Genomic DNA, 16,198 nt, shown 5'->3' on the forward strand with positions numbered 1-16,198 from the left:
TCATGTTGGATCGACTGCTAGCCCTGCTCGTTCTGGCGATTGTCCTCGGTGTGCCGCTGGGCCTGATCTTCCTGGTGACCGGCCAGTTCCTGATGGACTTCGTGTTCTTCTACCCGCTGTTCATGTCCGGCCTGTGGATCGCCGGCGGCCTGTACTTCTGGCTGCACTGGGAACGCCACTGGCCCTGGAAGGACGACACCTTGCCGCCGGCGCTGGCGGGCGAGCCGCTGATCAGCATCCTGATCCCTTGCTACAACGAGGGCGACAACGCGGCGGACACCATCCACGCGGCGCTGGCCCAGCACTACCCGAACATCGAAGTCATCGCGATCAACGACGGCTCCAAGGACAACACCGCGCAAGTGCTGGACGCCCTGGCGCTGGAGGATCCACGGCTGCGGGTGGTGCACCTGGCCCAAAACCAGGGCAAGGCCGTGGCCCTGCGCATGGGTGCCGTGGCGGCGCGCAGCGAATACCTGGTGTGCATTGACGGTGACGCGCTGCTGGCGCCGAACACCGCGGCCTACCTGGTGGCGCCGCTGCTGGAGAATGCGCGCCTGGGCGCGGTGACCGGCAACCCGCGGATCCGCACCCGCTCGACCCTGGTGGGCCGGGTCCAGGTGGGCGAGTTCTCCTCGATCATCGGCCTGATCAAGCGCACCCAGCGGGTGTTCGGGCGGATTTTCACGGTCTCCGGGGTGATTGTCGCCTTCCGCCGCTCGGCCCTGCACCGGGTCGGCTACTGGAGCCCGGACATGATCACCGAAGACATCGACATCAGCTGGAAGCTGCAACTCGATCACTGGAGCATCTTCTACGAGCCACGGGCGCTGTGCTGGATCCTCATGCCGGAAACCCTGCACGGCCTGTGGAAGCAGCGCTTGCGCTGGGCCCAGGGCGGCGCCGAGGTGCTGTTCAAGAACATCCGCGGGATCTGGCAATGGCGCCACCGCTACCTCTGGCCGCTGCTGTTCGAATACTGCCTGTCCACCGGCTGGGCCTTCACCTTCCTGCTGTCGGTGATCTTCTGGGGCGTCGGCAAGTTCATCGTCATGCCCGAGGCCATCGCCGTCGACCGCCTGATGCCGCCGGCCTTCACCGGGCTGGTGCTGGCGATGGTCTGCCTGCTGCAGTTCGCGGTCAGCATCCTGATCGATCGCCGGTATGAAAAGGGCTTGGGCAAGACCATGTTCTGGGTGGTCTGGTACCCCCTGGTGTTCTGGCTCGTCAGCCTGTTCACCACCCTTGTCAGTTTCCCCAAGGTGCTGTTCAGCCAACACCAGAAGCGTGCGCGCTGGGTCAGCCCCGACCGTGGCATCAAGCCCATAGATGATGAAGAGGAGGCTCGCTGATGAAGATCATCAGAACCCGTCAACGCCCAGTGCTGGTGCTCGTCGATGCGGCGTTCACCGTGCTGGCCTGGATCGGCCTGGTGTACCTGCTGGTACGCGGCCTGTGGCCGCTGATCGACACCCACGACGGCCCGCGTATCGAAATCGGCGTGCTCGAGGCGCTCGGCACCTTGCAGATCTACCTGTGGGTGGCCCTGCTCAACGCCGCCGTGCTGATCCTCTGGGCGCGTTACCAGCAGCGCAAGAGCAAAAGCTTTGCCCGGCGCCGCCTGCCGTCGCCGGCGGTGGACGACCGGCACCTGAGCGAAAGCTTCAAGCTCAGCGCCGCCAACTTTGCGCGCATGCGCCAGCCCGGGACCATGACGGTGCACAACGACGAGGAGGGCGGCATCAGCCTTGTCACCACCGGCTTCATGCGCCTCAACGCCGAACGTGCGCCGCATGCGCCGTTGCTGGCGGATGCCGTGCAACGCTGATTCAGCCGCTGATTGAAGGTGGCAGGGTCAGGGCGACCGGGTAACAATTCCGGTTGCCGTCGAAAAAAGCCCCGGAGCTGAAAAAAAACCGGGGTTTTTTCGTTTACAAGCGGCTGCGGCTCAAGCTCAATCAGCCTCCAAGCTCCAAGCTCCAAGCTCCAAGCTCCAAGCTCCAAGCGCGACGCTTCGTCGCGCAGCTATAGTCTCCAGGCTCCTGTTTCCAGGCTCCGATGAACCCATTCGCAGAAGGTGCTCGCGTATGTCCCGTTTTGCTTCTCTCAATACCTGGCTGGCCGCCAGCGCCGTCCTGCTGTGCCTGCAGTTGCCGGCCCAGGCCCAGGAGCGTTTCACCCTGAACGTGCCCGGTGTCTCGGACAACCGCCTGTTCACCCCGGCCAGCGCCAGCGATGCCAAGGGCTGTGGCGGGCATAACCTGTCGCCGGCCCTGGCCTGGACCGCCGGCCCCGAAGGCACCCGCAGCTACGCCATCGTGATGCACGACCCGGACGGCGCCAAAGGCCAGGGTATCGATCACTGGGTGCATTACGGGATCAAGGCCACGACCCGGCAGATCGCCGCGGGCGCGGGGGCCAAGGGCACCCTGGAAGGGCTGGGAGGCACCAACAGCAAAGGCACCACCACCTACGTCGGCCCGTGCCCGCCGGTGGGCGACAGCGCGCACCACTACATCATCCAGATCTACGCCCTGGAGCTGGCGCCCGACGCCTTGCCGGCCGGCCTGACCCGCGCCCAGCTGCTGGAGAAGATCAACGGCCACGTGCTGCGTAACAGCAGCGTGGTGCGGCGCTACCTGCGCTAAGAAAAAAAATTTCCGGGGCTTAACCCGAATCGCCCAGGGGCTTCGTCTGAAGGGGGGAATGGATCAATTTCTCCCGAGGTCAGCCCCCATGTTCCTTCCTCCGTACTACCTTCGCCCCGCCGTTCAGGGGTGCGCCGCCGGGTTGCTGTTGGCCATGGCCGGTTGCGGCCCTTCCGCGCCGGATACCCGGGGCGCTGCCTTGCCCGTCGAGGACGCGGTCGCACCCCAGGCCGCCGCGCCCTCGCCGAGCGAGGCCCAGCGCGCCGATGTGATCCTGGCCGGATCCAACAACGCCAAGGCGCTCGCCCCGACGCCCCTGCACACCTCGATGATGACGCGCGAATCGCTGCCCGCCGGCTATCGCGCCGAGCCGCGGGAGCAGTACCAGAACCTGCCGGACAACCCGATCCAGAGCGTGGCGCAGGCCCCGGTCTCGACCTTCAGCGTCGACGTCGATACCGGCGCCTACGCCAACGTCCGGCGCCTGCTCAACCAGGGCAGCCTGCCGCCGCAAGGCGCGGTGCGCCTGGAGGAGCTGGTCAATTACTTCCCCTACGATTACGCCCTGCCCGGCGATGGTTCGCCGTTTGGCGTGACCACCGAGATCGCGCCGTCGCCCTGGAACCCCCACACCCGCCTGCTGCGCATCGGCATCAAGGCTTCGGATCGCACCGTTGCCGAGTTGGCGCCGGCCAACCTGGTGTTCCTGGTGGACGTCTCCGGCTCCATGGATCGCCGCGAGGGCCTGCCGCTGGTGCAAAGCACCCTCAAGCTGCTGGTCGACCAGTTGCGCGAGCAGGACCGGGTGTCGCTGGTGGTGTATGCCGGTGAATCGCGGGTGGTGTTGGAGCCCACTTCCGGGCGCGACAAGGCGAAGATCCGCAACGCCATCGAGCAACTGACGGCGGGCGGTTCCACCGCCGGCGCCTCGGGCATCCAGCTGGCGTACCAGATGGCCCGCCAGGGCTTCATCAAGAACGGCATCAACCGCATCCTGCTGGCCACCGACGGTGACTTCAACGTTGGCATCAGCGACTTCGACCGCCTCAAGCAGATGGCCGTCGAGCAGCGTAAAAGCGGTGTGTCGCTGACCACCCTCGGCTTTGGCGTGGACAACTACAACGAGCACCTGATGGAGCAACTGGCCGACGCCGGCGATGGCAACTACGCCTACATCGACAACCTGCGCGAGGCGCGCAAGGTCCTGGTGGACCAGCTCGGCTCGACCCTGGCGGTGGTGGCCAAGGACGTGAAGCTGCAGGTGGAATTCAATCCGGCCCAGGTCAGCGAATACCGCCTGCTGGGCTACGAGAACCGCGCGCTGAAACGCGAGGACTTCAACAACGACAAGGTCGATGCTGGCGAGATCGGGGCCGGGCATACGGTCACCGCGCTGTATGAAATCGTGCCCAAGGGCGAACAGGGCTGGCTGGAGCCGCTGCGTTATGGCCAGGCCCAGGCGTCGTCGGAGTCGAACAGCAAGGGCGACGAGCTGGCCATGCTGCGGGTGCGCTACCAGGCACCGCAAGGCGGCAGCAGTCGACTGATCGAGCGGCCGATCCTGGCTTCGCAGCAGCATGGCAAACTTGCCCAGGCCAGCGATGATCTAAGATTTGCCGCAGCGGTGGCGGCGTTCGCCCAGCAGCTCAAGGACGGTCGCTACACCGGCGACTTCGGCCTCAAGGACACCGTCGCCCTGGCCCGCGGCGCCAAGGGCGAAGACCGTTTCGGCCTGCGTGGCGAGTTCGTGCAGCTGGTGGAACTGGCGCAGAGCCTGCAGACTGCCGCTCCGGCGGATCAACCGGGACGCTCCGGGGAGGCCTTGAGCCGCCGTGAGTAACGTCATGACCCACCACCAGAAGGAGTTCAGCACGACCATGCCTGCGGTGAACCGGTCAGGACCCGCCAGCAGCGACGAAACGCTGCTGGCGCGTTATCGCGCGGGTGACAGCGCTGCCTTCGAGGTCCTCTACCAACGCCATCGCCAGGGGTTGTACCGGTTTCTGCTGAGCCTGTGCGACAAGGCCGAGCTGGCCGACGAGGTCTACCAGGACACCTGGCTCAGTCTGATCCGCACCAGCAGCGCGCCACAGGGCCGGGCCAGTTTTCGCACCTGGCTGTACCAGATCGCCCGCAACCGCCTGATCGACCACTGGCGCAAGCACGGCCTGCGCAACCCGCTGCACGACAGCTACGACGAGCAGTTGCATGAGCTGGCCGATGACGCCAGCGGCCCGGAACAGCACCTGAGCCTGAGCCGTGAACGGCAGCGCATCGACGCCGCCTTGCAGGACCTGCCCGCCGACCAGCGCGAAGTATTCCTGCTGCGCGCCCACGGCGAACTGGAATTGCCGCAGATCGCCAGCCTTACCGATACGCCGCTGGAAACGGTGAAAAGCCGTTTCCGTTATGCGCTGAAAAAACTGCGTCGGCTCCTGGCCGAGGAGGTACTGACATGACTGACGCCCGACAGCTTCCGCCCACCGAAGAAGAGCGCATGCTCGAGCACATTCGCCAGCACAGCCACGGCGAGCCGCCGGCCAGCCTCGACGCCCTGATCATGGCCACGGCCCGTCGCGAAGCCCCGGCGCCTAAACCTTCCCTGTGGCAACGCTGGTTCGATCTGTGCCGCCAGCCGCGCTGGCAAGTGGCGTTCGCCGGCCTGTTTGGCGTGACCTTGTTGCTGGGCGTGTTGCAGCGCACTCCAGAGCCTGCGCCCCGCCAGGTGCTCGCCCCGGCACCCATGGCCAAGGCCGCGGCCCCCCAGCTGGCGCGCCGCCAGGCCGAATCCACTGCAGCCTCCGCAGAGTCGGCCCGTGCCGAATCACGCATGGATGCATCGGACCACTTCGAGTTGGCTACCACACCGCATGCCAGCGGCGCCTTGTCGGCGCCCGCTCCCGCCGCCCCCGTGGCGGGCCTGCCGCTGACCCGGGACACCGAAGCCTTCGCCGGCAAACCTTATGAGTCCCTGGGGCACCTGGCGTCGTTTCCGGACAAGGAGCAGGGCGAGCGCGAGGCGCCGGAGTCGATTCTCGACGACGCCCTGCGTGAGGTGTTGCGGCTGCGCCAGACCGGCCAGGACAAGATCGCCGACCAGTACATCATTGCCTTGAAACAGCGCTTCCCCGACGAGGAGATTGCCGATCGACTGGAGGCTTTGCAGAAACCCTGAGGGTAAAACGCGCGCAAGTAATGGCCTGGCACCCGGAAAACGCGCACTATCGAGCCAGTTTCCTGAAAGTGAGAGGCTGGCCATGGCGCCACGCATCGACCGTATCGCTGCACTGCTGAATTGCCCGACCAAGGGCGCGGATATCCGCCAGGCCATCAAGGAGAGTCGCAAGGACTTTCTGCTCGAGGCCGAGGAAGAAGATGAAGACCCGCAGCAGGCCCAGCCTGCCGCGGATCAGGATGAGTCGACGCAGAAGCGGCAGACGCCAGACTGAAACCCGGAGCCTTTACTTGCGGGCGGGCGCGCGTTTCACGTTCTGGCCCTTGGCCTCGATGGCCAGGGCAATCGCCTTGTAGCAGTCGTAGAACAGTTCCTGGTTCTTGAACATGTTTTCCACCAGTTCCATCTTGCCGTCGCTGTGCTGGACGCGGATGAAACGCTGGTTGAAGACCTCCACCAGCTCGACGTCCGCGATATTGATCAGGCGAATCTCGCGGATCTTCGAACTGAAGTTGCTGACCGGGGCCACCAGCTTCTTGTCCGTCAGCACCACATAACGATTGCCGGCACCGCGCAGGAAGATCAGCGCACCGGCGACGGCGACGGTCATGGCCACGCCCACGACGCCAAGCAGTTGCATGACCAGATGACCATTGAGCCCCAGGGCCTCTAGCAACCGGATCACGCCGTTGTTCTCGCTGGGTGTGCCGAACACCGCGAACAGCGAAAGCCCACCGAAGACCAGGCCCGCCAGGGTCATTTTCTTGTAGTTGGGCCCGTAGTAATAACGCGCCTGGTGCGATGGCGCGGTATTAGCGGAAAGGTTCGAGATATTCATCGTGTGGGGTCTTCCATGAGTCTGGCCGAGAAAAGGCGGGTATCTGCTCGGTAATGGGCAGCGCGCAGGCATCATCGCAAAAAAGAGCGGAGACACCTAAAGGGTTTTCCGGGAGAAAAGGCTTCAGCAAGAAGCGAAATACCTCACAACGAATGCAGCCAATCCGCTTTGCTCCTCCCAAGCCTCAATCCCTATAGTTCTCCCTGATGCTGAAAAATCAGCGACCGGATTTGGCGATCCGTTTAAAGTTAGGCGCAGTCGCGTCATCGACTCCTTGCGCGTGCATTTCTGTACGGGTGATGGCAATCAATGGCGGCTGTGCGCGGGAGACCCTCGGGTCTGCCGGGTTTACTAACTTACCGGTTCGCCAACCCGCGTACGGCTGCCACCCACTCGTTTGGCGACGAGATCGGCAGTCTTCTTAACCAAGTTAGGGATGGCATGTCATGTCGAAGTACATACCGCTGCAAACCAATTTTCCTGATTGTCCTGTTCTTCTGATCGATAGCGATGCGCCGGTAGCGCATGTGTTGGATTGTGCTCATCAGAGGATCAAGGCGGGGACGGATCTTCTAGAGAGCCTTACGTCCGTTACTATTAAAGGGGGGGAAGATGGTGATATCTATCGATTCTCTAATGCGGCTTATTTGTTGCTCAGAGATGGAGTGGATTTGTTAGAAGTTGCTCGGAGAAAAGTAGATTAATGACTTTTTGGGGCGGTTTTGAATAGGCGGGCTGGTTGTGTAGGCAAGGATTTCAAAGGTACTCCCATTTTTCTCAAAAGGAGAGGTCGGTAATTCATTGATTCTTATGGATTTTATTCTCTGTATGGTAGTGGATTGTACGCCATTAGTAGGGGGTGCGAATGGACTCATGCTTGAGTAGCATGTTGACATCATTGTGTTGGCTGTTTTAGCTTTACAGACAGTATTTAATAAAATGCTACAGATAGAAAAGGAAGGGATCCGAATTGTTTGATCATAGGCATTATGTCCCAATTGTTAAGTGGCGTCAGGGTGAGTATCAGGCGCTTTGGAAATTGTCTGCTGATGTTAAAGACAATATAACTCCACTGTTAGAGATCCCAGAAGAGGCTTGGGATTTTGAGGCCGGAGCACCTAAAAAAACACTGGATGAGCATACGGAGAAATTTGGTAAGAGACTGAAAGAAAAGTGGGGAGGGAGGCGCTGCCTCATTGACTCTTGTTATTTGTCTCCAGTTGCTACGTGTGCTAATGGTGAGCATCACCTATCACGATTAATAAGTTTGGCTGAGGCTGAAGGTTGTAATGTAGTTCCAGTAACTGGGCTTTCCCGGCACATGGATTATCAAAAAGCTGTTCTTGGTGTAACAAGTGAGTATAAGAGGGGGATATGTCTCCGACTGGTTGCGGACGACTATGATCGATCAGATTTAAAGGGTGATATTACAGAGCTTCTAGATTATTTTTCATTATCCGCCACAGATGTGGACCTAGTTATAGATAGTAAAGAATTTGTTCCAAATTCGGCCGTAACATACGCTATTACGATGCTAGGATTTCTCGGGAATACGCCATACATAAACCGTTGGCGCTCCTTGACGGTCTCTGGAACGGCCTTTCCCGCCACCATAAATGCAGTAAATTACCGTCCAAATGGTCGTGCCAAAAGGTTTGAGTGGTTAGGATATAAAAATTTAATTGGCCGGCTTAATGATAAAGATAGGATTCCATCTTTTTCTGACTATACAGTCTCTCATCCTCAAACTGGGAATCTTGACCCAAGATTAATGGATCCAAACGCTAAGATAAAGTACACAGTTGAAGATGATTGGTTTATTGTAGTTGGTTCGCAAGTGAAGAAGAATGGTCGCTCTCAATATAGATCCCATTGTGACCAAATAGTAAATGCTATCCCGAAAGTTTTTGATGGGGAAAAGTTTTCTTGGGGGGATCTGTATATTTACGAGTGCTCGACAGCACAAGGTACGGCGACTACTGGGGGGACTTCAACGTGGCCAAGTGTTACAAATAACCATCATATTACGAGAGTGGTGTATGAACTCTCCAATCTGTACGCGATTTGAGTTTTGCTCGGACGTAAGTTCTAAGCTCAATCAAAGAGGTAGTTTCAACAAGCAACGAATAAAGCCCTGACTTGTTTACACGCAGGGCTTTACTTGGAATGCCTTTTGAAATTAAAAGCTCTTCAGCTTCTGGGCGCCAAAGTAGATGTGCTAGATGGTATGGGGAGATACTCGGATTATAAGAAACAGGCCTATGTGTTCTTATATGCACAGCGCCTCGTGGCCCAACATGCACGGATTTAATTCCCCACCATGCAGGTAGAATTGCTTCGGCTTTTACTAAATGTCGTTCGGCAACAATAAGAGTGGCTTTGTCTAGAGAGCGAGAGTAAGCCTCTACTTGAAATGGTAAGCGCTCTAAAGTGTCAACATCACTTTTTATCTCATATCCATGCAGGGCACCATTGACAACAGTTACATCTACTCGGCAGGCACCATGCTCTAAACCAAGTTCTTCAATTACAAGAGTAGAAGGGTCGCTAACATGTTCGGCGATTACCTTGTTGAGTAAAGCTGCACGTACATCCCTATCGCGTGTGATCTTTCTCGCGTCCATATATGGTGCTCATGCTTAAATTTGATGCTAATTTATAGTATGTCGAAATTTTCAGGGTGTCTAGTTTTAATGGCTTTTGTGCTGGGGGTTTGATAGGGAGTATAGTTTTTAGATATGGTTTGTACGGAGTATTATTGGTTGGTTATATAAGTGTTATTTTAATCGTGAATTGAAAAAGCCCCAGGCCATGCGACCTGGGGCTTTTGCGTTTCTGGCTGGCGCACTCGGCGGGATTCGAACCCACGACCCCTGCCTTCGGAGGGCAGTACTCTATCCAGCTGAGCTACGAGTGCAGTGCGGGCGACATCATACCCATGTCGGCTTGGGGCGTCCATGCGGTTTTTTCTCGCGTGATGATTGGTCGTCGCCTCGTTGTTTGTCTTGTCCTTCGCGATACCCGAAAGCCCCTTCGCCCTATTCACAAGTCCTCCCGTCGGACGTCCCTTTGTTTGCTTTGCTCTATGGCTTCAAGCGCTCTAACCGCTGCGTGCTGGCGCAGCGATTTCCTACCAGTCAAGGCGAACGCATGCATTCAAAAGGCGCGGTAATGCTCGATTTTTCGTTGCGTCAGACTCTGCTGGCACGCTCCGATCTGTTCAGGGGGATGCCGGACACATTGATCCATTATGTGGCCACCCATTCCGTGGAGCGCTCGCTGAGTGACCGGGAGGTGCTCTATCTCAAGAGCGAGGCGCTGGATTTCATCGCGCTGGTCGCCGAAGGGCAGGTGTATTCGGTGATTCATGGCCCGGACGGGCGCGAGCAGATTGTCGGCAGCGCCGGCGTCGGCCAGGTGGTGGGCGAGTCGGCGTTGATCGAGGGCCACGCCCGGGAAACCTCGGCCTTCGCCTGTGGCCCGACCCGGGTGCTGCTGTTGGGGCGGCGGCATTTCCGGGCGCTGTACGACGAGCCGCTGTTCTGGCAGCGGGTCCTGATGCTGCTGATGACGCGCCTGATGAAGGTCCTCGAGTTGCTCGAACTGGTTTGCCTGCACCGCCTGGAGTCGCGGTTGGCGCGGTTCCTGCTGGCCAGTATCGATGACTTCGAGCTGGCCCCGCTGACCTGTGCAGCGGTGCCGCGCAACCAGGGCATCCTGGCCGCGATGCTCAACACCAGCCGGCCCAAGCTGAATGTCCAGTTGCAGCTGTGGCGGCGTTCGGGGGTGATCAGTTGCCAGAGCGGCCGGCTGGTGATCAACGATGTCGAGCATCTGCGGCGCAAGGCTTGCTCGCTGAATTAATTGTTCAACTGTTCCCCAGGTAACAGCGAACGCCTGTTGCGCGATCAGAGACTGTCGGCTCATCAAGGAATGCACAGGGAGTGCTGGCGATGGGATCTTTTCGTGAAGTGGCGGCGGTCGATCGGTTGTTCGAGGCAAGCTGGCGAGCGGTCTACCCCGAGCTGATGCGCCGGGCCAACCGGCGAGCCAGGGGCAACCTGGCATTGGCCCAGGAATGGCTGTCCAACACGGCCGTGAAAGCCCTGCTGTTCTTCAGGCGTTCCCCGGAACGCATCCGAGAGCCGCAGGGTTTTCTGTTTCTGGTGCTGGACCACGTCTTTCTCGACAGCCTGCGGCGCAGCAAGCGCGAAGGGCAGGTGTTCGATCATTCGGTCGACCTTGAGCACGATCACCAGGCCCTGCTCGCCGCGCCTTGCCTGTCGGTGCTCGAGTACGTCGAGCAGTTCGAGCGACTGACGCAACTGGGCAGTCGCGTGGCGCAGTTGCCAGTGCTCCAGCGGCGGTTGTTTGAAATGCGTTTTGTCGAGGAACTGCCGTACCCGCAGATCGCCGCCGAGTTGGGCATCGCCCAGCCCCTGGCGCGCAAGCGCGTGCAGTTGCTGCGCGAGGCGCTGCGCTGACAGCACTTTTGCATTCACAGCCGCGGATGTCGGGCGTTCTTGTTTCATGAGCACCTGAAACCGCCGACGAGTTCACCGCCAGCGCGCCTGCGCTGGCGTCTTCCATCAAGGAGAGATGTATGCCAGAGGTCAACAGCCAGATTACCGACGCGGTAACGCAAACCAACGTCAAGGTGGTGGCCGAGGCGCCGGCCCAGGCCATTGCCTCGCTGTACCAGGTGGCCAGTCATTCAGCGGGGCTGTCCCTGCAGAATGCGGTCAACAGCCAGCAGGCGTTGAATCAGATCTCCAACGCGGTGATCTCCAAGGCTGTGTCGCTGATCATGCAGATCGGCGAGAAGCCTTGACGCCTGGGGAGAGACCTCATGTTCTGGTTCAAGAAAAAACCTGCTGCCACCGCCGAGCCGGAGACTGACGCCACGCCGGCGACCGACCCTGAGGCGGCCAATCCCAAGCCAGGCGATACCGAGCCGAGCAATCCCAAGCCGAGCACTCCCGAAACCGCTGAGCCTACGGCTGCGGGGCCGCAGGTTGCTGATTCCACTACAAGGGGCACCTCCCCGCCACCCAGCACTCCCGCCAAGTCGCCGCGCACGGTGATGGACCGCATGAACGAGCACATGATGGTCCAGGTTGCGGCGCCGCCGACCGGCAGCACCGATGCGCTGAACAGCCAGATCGTCGAGGCGGTGGAGTTCACCAACGCGCAGACCTTCAGCTATGCCCCGGCGCAGATCGCCATCGCCCCGGACATGATGATCAGCCAGGCCGCCGGCCTGGTCGCGCAATCGGCGGCGGGCTATTTCGACGGGGTCAGCAAGCTGGCGCTGGCGGCCCAGGCGGTATTGCTCGAGCAGATGACGAAAAACATCGTCGAGAACCACCCCGAAAAAGCCGCCGAGGACGCCTTGGGTGCCCTGGCCACCGACCTGCTGGTGGGGGCGGCGGCCGCGGTCGCCGCGGCCGCTGGCGCCCTGGAGGCGACAGCGGCGGGCATCGCCATCGACAAGATCGACGAGAGCATCGCCAAGTACAGCAACACCCTGGCCAATCGCGGCGCGCCGCCGTCCTGATTCACGCCGTCCCGGCGTCATGAGCACCCAGTCCCGGAGCCCCTCCGGGACTGTGCAGCAGCACGTTCAACACGCACTTTTCTTTAATGAGGAGCGACATCATGCAGCCTGGAGATATTGTTTTTTCAGTAGCCCAAGTGGACGACAAGCTGTCCACCAGCATTCCCCGCGCGTTCATTCGCGCGGGGCAGTGGATCAAGGCCAAGATGTTCGGCGACGGTTCGCCGAATGTGCCCGTGGTGCACGCGGCCATCGCGATCAGCGATACCTGTGTGATCGAAAGCGTCGGCAGTGGCATCCAGATGACCGATCTGTCGAGCGAGGCGGTCAAGCGCTCGGCGATGGTCTATTCCTGCGGTGACGACGATCTCGCCCGGGCCGCGGTGGTGGCCGCCGAGCAATTCAACGGCGACGTCGGCAGTACCCAGATCAGTGGCCGCTACAGCGTATGGAACGCGGCGTTGTCGGTGTTCAAGCGCACCCCGTTCACCCCCGAGCTGCAGGCGCGGATCAACGAGTCGGTGGCGATCGGCAACGTCTCGTTCTGTTCGCAATTCGTCGCCAACAGCTACGAGGTCGGCAACCTCTACAACAACGCCAACCTGCTGCCACCGCCGCCCGCGGTCTTCGATACCCGTCCCACCGCCATGACCCCCTGGGACCTGGCCTCGTCCTGCGACAGCGACGGCAAGTTCTACTTCGCCGGTTTCTGGCAGGACGGCATCGAGGTGCGGCTTTAGCGGCGCGGCTCCGTGTCTGAAGGAGGACATCCAGATGCCCCAGGAAAACCAGGACTCGCTCGCGGGTCTCTATCAATTGGCCGACGCGCTCAACCTGAGCCTGTCCGCGGGTGAAAAGCAGATTCTCGAAGCCTGGATGCGCAGTCAGCCGCAGACGGGTGTCATCGACCAGGTGCTCACCCAGACCCAGCACCTGATCGACAACGAGAAACAGCGCACCAGCGAGTTGATGGCGCAGGCCAAGGCCAGCGAAGGCGCGCTGCAGCAGAGCGCCCAGCAGCGCGAAGCGGTGATTCGCCAGTGGCTGGCGGCCAAGCAACAGGCGGCTGCCGCCGAGGCGGGCGCCAAGCCCGCGCAGGCGCTGACGCCCGAGCAGACCGAGCTGATCCAGCAGGCTGTCAATGCGGCCGTCCAGGCGCGGATGCAGGGGCTGGTCGAGCAGGTCGAGGCGGTGATTTCCCGTCTCGGCCAGCCAGCCGGCGCCCCGGCGGAGCATTGAGCGTTTGCGTATTCACAGCCTGTGTTTTGCCACGTTCATTGATTAACACGGAACCCGCCGTGTACTAACAAAGGAAGTTGAACCATGCCATTAGTCAACGAGCAAATTACCGACGCGGTCACCCAGACCAACGTCAAAGTGGTGGCTGAAGCGCCAGCGATGGCCATGAGCACCATCTACCAGTCCATGGCCCAGGCCACGGCGATCCTGTTCCAGAACTCCGTTTCTGCGCAGCAGCAGCAAAACACCCTGGCCCAGGCGGCCACCAACCAGGGCGTGATGCAGATCTACAGCGTCGATACCACCGCCGGCGCGGCGGCGACCGAAAAAGTCGCCCAGGGCGGCGTGGCCGATAACCTGACCAGCCTGCTGACGATCCTCAAGTCGTTCAACCCTTGATCGGGCGAACGCTAACGGAAGTTGTTCTTTCTTAATAAGGAGTTTCATCTATGAGTACAGTCAGTCCGCAAATCACCGATGCCGTCACCCAGACCAACGTCAAGGTCGTGGCCGAAGCGCCGGCCATGTCGATGGGCACCATCTACCAGTCAATGGGGCAATCCGTAGCGATCCTGTTCCAGAACTCGGTCTCGGCCCAGCAACAGCAAAACACCCTGGCCCAGGCGGCCACCAACCAGGGCGTGATGCAGATCTACAGTGTCGACACCACCGCCGGCGCCTCGGCTACCGAAAAAGTGGCCCAGGGCGGTGTGGGCGACAACCTCACCAGCCTGCTGACAGTGCTCAAGTCGTTCACTTAAGACCTGGCCCTGAGAAAACCCCGCAGCCTTCCGGCTGCGGGGTTTTTTGCGTTTGCGCAACGCCAGCCCAACCCCAATCCCCTGTAGGAGCGAGCTTGCTCGCGATAAAGGACGCCCATTCGACACCCATGTCGACCGTCAGGCCGCCATCGCGAGCAAGCTCGCTCCTACAGGGAGGGCGTCTGCCCCCAACCGCCGGGGCGGTGTCGTTGATCCGAAAGATTCTGCCAAAGCGGCGTTTTCGTTCTTTTTTTCGAACAGCCTATTGCCCTGTCCCCCGGTTGACCCTAGGATTCGTTTGAGATTTCAAACGCTCTTGTCTGAGAGCCGACCCGCCCGTCTATTCTGATAGGCGCTATTTCTGTGCTTGAGCCCGGTAACAGTTTTTCCTGACGGCAGCCTGTCAAGGCGCCTTTCAACAATCACAATTCGCTCCGCCCCGCGCGGTGCTGTTAAGGAAACCGACATGCAGCTTAAAGACGCCCAGTTGTTCCGCCAGCAAGCCTTCATCGATGGGGCTTGGGTCGACGCGGATAACGGCCAGACCATCAAAGTGAACAACCCGGCAACGGGCGAAATCCTCGGCACCGTGCCGAAGATGGGCGCGGTTGAAACCCGCCGTGCCATCGAAGCCGCCGACAAGGCCCTGCCGGCCTGGCGCGCGCTGACCGCCAAGGAGCGGGCGACCAAGCTGCGTCGCTGGTATGAGCTGCTGATCGAAAACCAGGACGACCTCGGTCGCCTGATGACCCTGGAGCAGGGCAAGCCACTGGCCGAAGCCAAGGGCGAAATCGTCTACGCCGCCTCCTTCATCGAATGGTTCGCCGAAGAAGCCAAGCGCATCTACGGCGACGTGATTCCCGGCCACCAGCCGGACAAGCGCCTGATCGTGATCAAGCAGCCGATCGGCGTGACCGCGGCCATCACCCCGTGGAACTTCCCGGCGGCGATGATCACCCGTAAAGCCGGCCCGGCCCTGGCCGCTGGCTGCACCATGGTGATCAAGCCAGCTTCGCAGACCCCGTTCTCCGCCCTGGCCCTGGTCGAGCTGGCGCACCGCGCCGGCATCCCGAAAGGCGTGCTGAGCGTGGTCACCGGCAGCGCCGGCGACATCGGCGGCGAGCTGACCAGCAACCCGATCGTGCGCAAGCTGTCCTTCACCGGCTCGACCGAAATCGGTCGCCAGCTGATGGCCGAATGCGCCAAGGACATCAAGAAAGTCTCCCTGGAGCTGGGCGGCAACGCTCCGTTCATCGTGTTCGACGACGCGGACCTGGATAAGGCCGTCGAAGGCGCGATCATCTCCAAGTACCGCAACAACGGCCAGACCTGCGTCTGCGCCAACCGCCTGTACATCCAGGATTCGGTCTACGACGCCTTCGCCGAGAAGCTCAAGGCCGCGGTGGCCAAGCTGAAGATCGGCAACGGCCTGGAAGAAGGCACCACCACCGGTCCTTTGATCGACGAAAAAGCCGTGGCCAAGGTCCAGGAACACATCGCCGACGCCCTGGGCAAAGGTGCGACCCTGCTGGCCGGCGGCAAGCCGATGGAAGGCAACTTCTTCGAGCCGACCATCCTGGTCAACGTGTCGAAAGACGCGGCCGTGGCCAAGGAAGAAACCTTCGGTCCGCTGGCGCCGCTGTTCCGTTTCAAGGACGAAGCCGAAGTGATCGCCATGTCCAACGACACCGAGTTCGGCCTGGCCTCGTACTTCTACGCTCGCGACCTGGGCCGTGTGTTCCGTGTGGCCGAAGCCCTGGAATACGGCATGGTCGGCGTCAACACCGGGTTGATCTCCAACGAAGTCGCGCCGTTCGGCGGCATCAAGGCCTCGGGCCTGGGCCGTGAAGGCTCCAAGTACGGCATCGAGGATTACCTGGAAATCAAATACCTCTGCCTGGGCATCTGATACCCGCGCCAAGGCATGGTTTTAAACGCCAGGGGCACGAGAGCGCTGTCCCCTGGCGTGCTGCAAACGCT

Annotated in this window: 20 protein-coding genes and 1 tRNA gene; 18 read left to right on the forward strand and 3 right to left on the reverse strand. The window is 60.7% G+C overall.

All coding sequences use genetic code 11. The features are described from left to right. Positions 1-2 precede the first annotated feature (2 nt). The 7 genes from pgaC to PVZ78_RS05855 all read left to right on the forward strand — a co-directional run bounded on the left by pgaC (position 3) and on the right by PVZ78_RS05855 (position 6,097). A complete protein-coding gene (gene pgaC / locus PVZ78_RS05825) occupies positions 3-1,352 on the forward strand; it encodes a poly-beta-1,6-N-acetyl-D-glucosamine synthase (protein WP_009046366.1) in 1,350 nt (449 codons plus the stop codon). Next, complete coding sequence (gene pgaD, locus PVZ78_RS05830; protein ID WP_041985287.1) at positions 1,352-1,828, forward strand: poly-beta-1,6-N-acetyl-D-glucosamine biosynthesis protein PgaD; 477 nt, start codon at positions 1,352-1,354, stop codon at positions 1,826-1,828. The genes pgaC and pgaD overlap by 1 nt, the downstream gene beginning before the upstream one ends. 259 nt (positions 1,829-2,087) lie before the next feature. Further along, the gene (locus PVZ78_RS05835) at positions 2,088-2,648 is read left to right on the forward strand and encodes a YbhB/YbcL family Raf kinase inhibitor-like protein (protein ID WP_009046368.1); all 561 of its coding nucleotides are present in this window, start codon (positions 2,088-2,090) and stop codon (positions 2,646-2,648) included. Between the two features lie 88 nt (positions 2,649-2,736). After that, a complete protein-coding gene (locus PVZ78_RS05840) occupies positions 2,737-4,488 on the forward strand; it encodes a vWA domain-containing protein (RefSeq protein ID WP_198919601.1) in 1,752 nt (583 codons plus the stop codon). 37 nt (positions 4,489-4,525) lie between these two features. Next, positions 4,526-5,107, forward strand: coding sequence for an RNA polymerase sigma factor (locus PVZ78_RS05845; protein WP_028681518.1), 582 nt, complete (start codon positions 4,526-4,528; stop codon positions 5,105-5,107). Then, entirely contained in the window at positions 5,104-5,823 is a 720-nt protein-coding gene (locus tag PVZ78_RS05850) for a hypothetical protein (protein WP_041985292.1), read from the forward strand. The genes PVZ78_RS05845 and PVZ78_RS05850 overlap by 4 nt, the downstream gene beginning before the upstream one ends. An 82-nt stretch (positions 5,824-5,905) precedes the next feature. Next, positions 5,906-6,097: a hypothetical protein gene (locus tag PVZ78_RS05855; protein ID WP_009046372.1), complete on the forward strand. Its 192-nt coding sequence runs from the start codon at positions 5,906-5,908 to the stop codon at positions 6,095-6,097. A gap of 12 nt (positions 6,098-6,109) precedes the next feature. On the opposite strand, the gene PVZ78_RS05860 is transcribed toward PVZ78_RS05855, so the two are convergent. After that, a complete protein-coding gene (locus PVZ78_RS05860) occupies positions 6,110-6,661 on the reverse strand; it encodes a hypothetical protein (RefSeq protein ID WP_009046373.1) in 552 nt (183 codons plus the stop codon). Between the two features lie 446 nt (positions 6,662-7,107). Here PVZ78_RS05860 and PVZ78_RS05865 point away from each other — a divergent pair, with 446 nt between their 5' ends. Continuing rightward, positions 7,108-7,365: a hypothetical protein gene (locus PVZ78_RS05865; RefSeq protein WP_273828356.1), complete on the forward strand. Its 258-nt coding sequence runs from the start codon at positions 7,108-7,110 to the stop codon at positions 7,363-7,365. A gap of 266 nt (positions 7,366-7,631) precedes the next feature. After that, positions 7,632-8,729 carry a beta family protein gene (locus PVZ78_RS05870; protein WP_273828357.1) on the forward strand — a complete coding sequence of 366 codons (1,098 nt, stop codon included), beginning with the start codon at positions 7,632-7,634 and terminating at the stop codon, positions 8,727-8,729. Here the strand turns inward: PVZ78_RS05870 and PVZ78_RS05875 are convergent. Continuing rightward, complete coding sequence (locus PVZ78_RS05875) at positions 8,686-9,285, reverse strand: sce7726 family protein (protein ID WP_273828358.1); 600 nt, start codon at positions 9,283-9,285, stop codon at positions 8,686-8,688. The genes PVZ78_RS05870 and PVZ78_RS05875 overlap by 44 nt on opposite strands. Before the next feature lie 216 nt (positions 9,286-9,501). Then, positions 9,502-9,578: transfer RNA gene (locus PVZ78_RS05880), tRNA-Arg, on the reverse strand. 254 nt (positions 9,579-9,832) lie between these two features. Between PVZ78_RS05880 and PVZ78_RS05885 the strand changes: the two genes are divergently transcribed. The 9 genes from PVZ78_RS05885 to gabD all read left to right on the forward strand — a co-directional run bounded on the left by PVZ78_RS05885 (position 9,833) and on the right by gabD (position 16,127). Further along, positions 9,833-10,525: a Crp/Fnr family transcriptional regulator gene (locus tag PVZ78_RS05885; protein ID WP_160168800.1), complete on the forward strand. Its 693-nt coding sequence runs from the start codon at positions 9,833-9,835 to the stop codon at positions 10,523-10,525. Positions 10,526-10,614: 89 nt separating this feature from the next. Beyond that, positions 10,615-11,145: an RNA polymerase sigma factor gene (locus PVZ78_RS05890; protein WP_028681523.1), complete on the forward strand. Its 531-nt coding sequence runs from the start codon at positions 10,615-10,617 to the stop codon at positions 11,143-11,145. Between the two features lie 119 nt (positions 11,146-11,264). Beyond that, positions 11,265-11,492: a RebB family R body protein gene (locus PVZ78_RS05895; RefSeq protein ID WP_007930328.1), complete on the forward strand. Its 228-nt coding sequence runs from the start codon at positions 11,265-11,267 to the stop codon at positions 11,490-11,492. 18 nt (positions 11,493-11,510) lie between these two features. Further along, positions 11,511-12,218, forward strand: a complete 708-nt coding sequence (locus PVZ78_RS05900; protein WP_273828359.1) for a hypothetical protein — start codon at positions 11,511-11,513, stop codon at positions 12,216-12,218. A 137-nt stretch (positions 12,219-12,355) separates the two neighbouring features. Beyond that, the gene (locus PVZ78_RS05905) at positions 12,356-12,958 is read left to right on the forward strand and encodes a hypothetical protein (protein WP_016705019.1); all 603 of its coding nucleotides are present in this window, start codon (positions 12,356-12,358) and stop codon (positions 12,956-12,958) included. Positions 12,959-12,992: 34 nt separating this feature from the next. Then, entirely contained in the window at positions 12,993-13,457 is a 465-nt protein-coding gene (locus PVZ78_RS05910) for a hypothetical protein (RefSeq protein ID WP_009046380.1), read from the forward strand. An 84-nt stretch (positions 13,458-13,541) separates the two neighbouring features. Then, complete coding sequence (locus tag PVZ78_RS05915) at positions 13,542-13,856, forward strand: RebB family R body protein (protein WP_009046381.1); 315 nt, start codon at positions 13,542-13,544, stop codon at positions 13,854-13,856. A 50-nt stretch (positions 13,857-13,906) separates the two neighbouring features. Further along, positions 13,907-14,218, forward strand: a complete 312-nt coding sequence (locus PVZ78_RS05920) for a RebB family R body protein (RefSeq protein ID WP_009046382.1) — start codon at positions 13,907-13,909, stop codon at positions 14,216-14,218. 466 nt (positions 14,219-14,684) lie between these two features. Beyond that, complete coding sequence (gabD, locus tag PVZ78_RS05925; RefSeq protein ID WP_273828360.1) at positions 14,685-16,127, forward strand: NADP-dependent succinate-semialdehyde dehydrogenase; 1,443 nt, start codon at positions 14,685-14,687, stop codon at positions 16,125-16,127. Positions 16,128-16,198: the final 71 nt, after the last annotated feature.

The organism is Pseudomonas sp. SBT1-2, from assembly GCF_028640875.1.
GTDB classification, from domain to species: Bacteria; Pseudomonadota; Gammaproteobacteria; order Pseudomonadales; family Pseudomonadaceae; genus Aquipseudomonas; species Aquipseudomonas chlororaphis_I.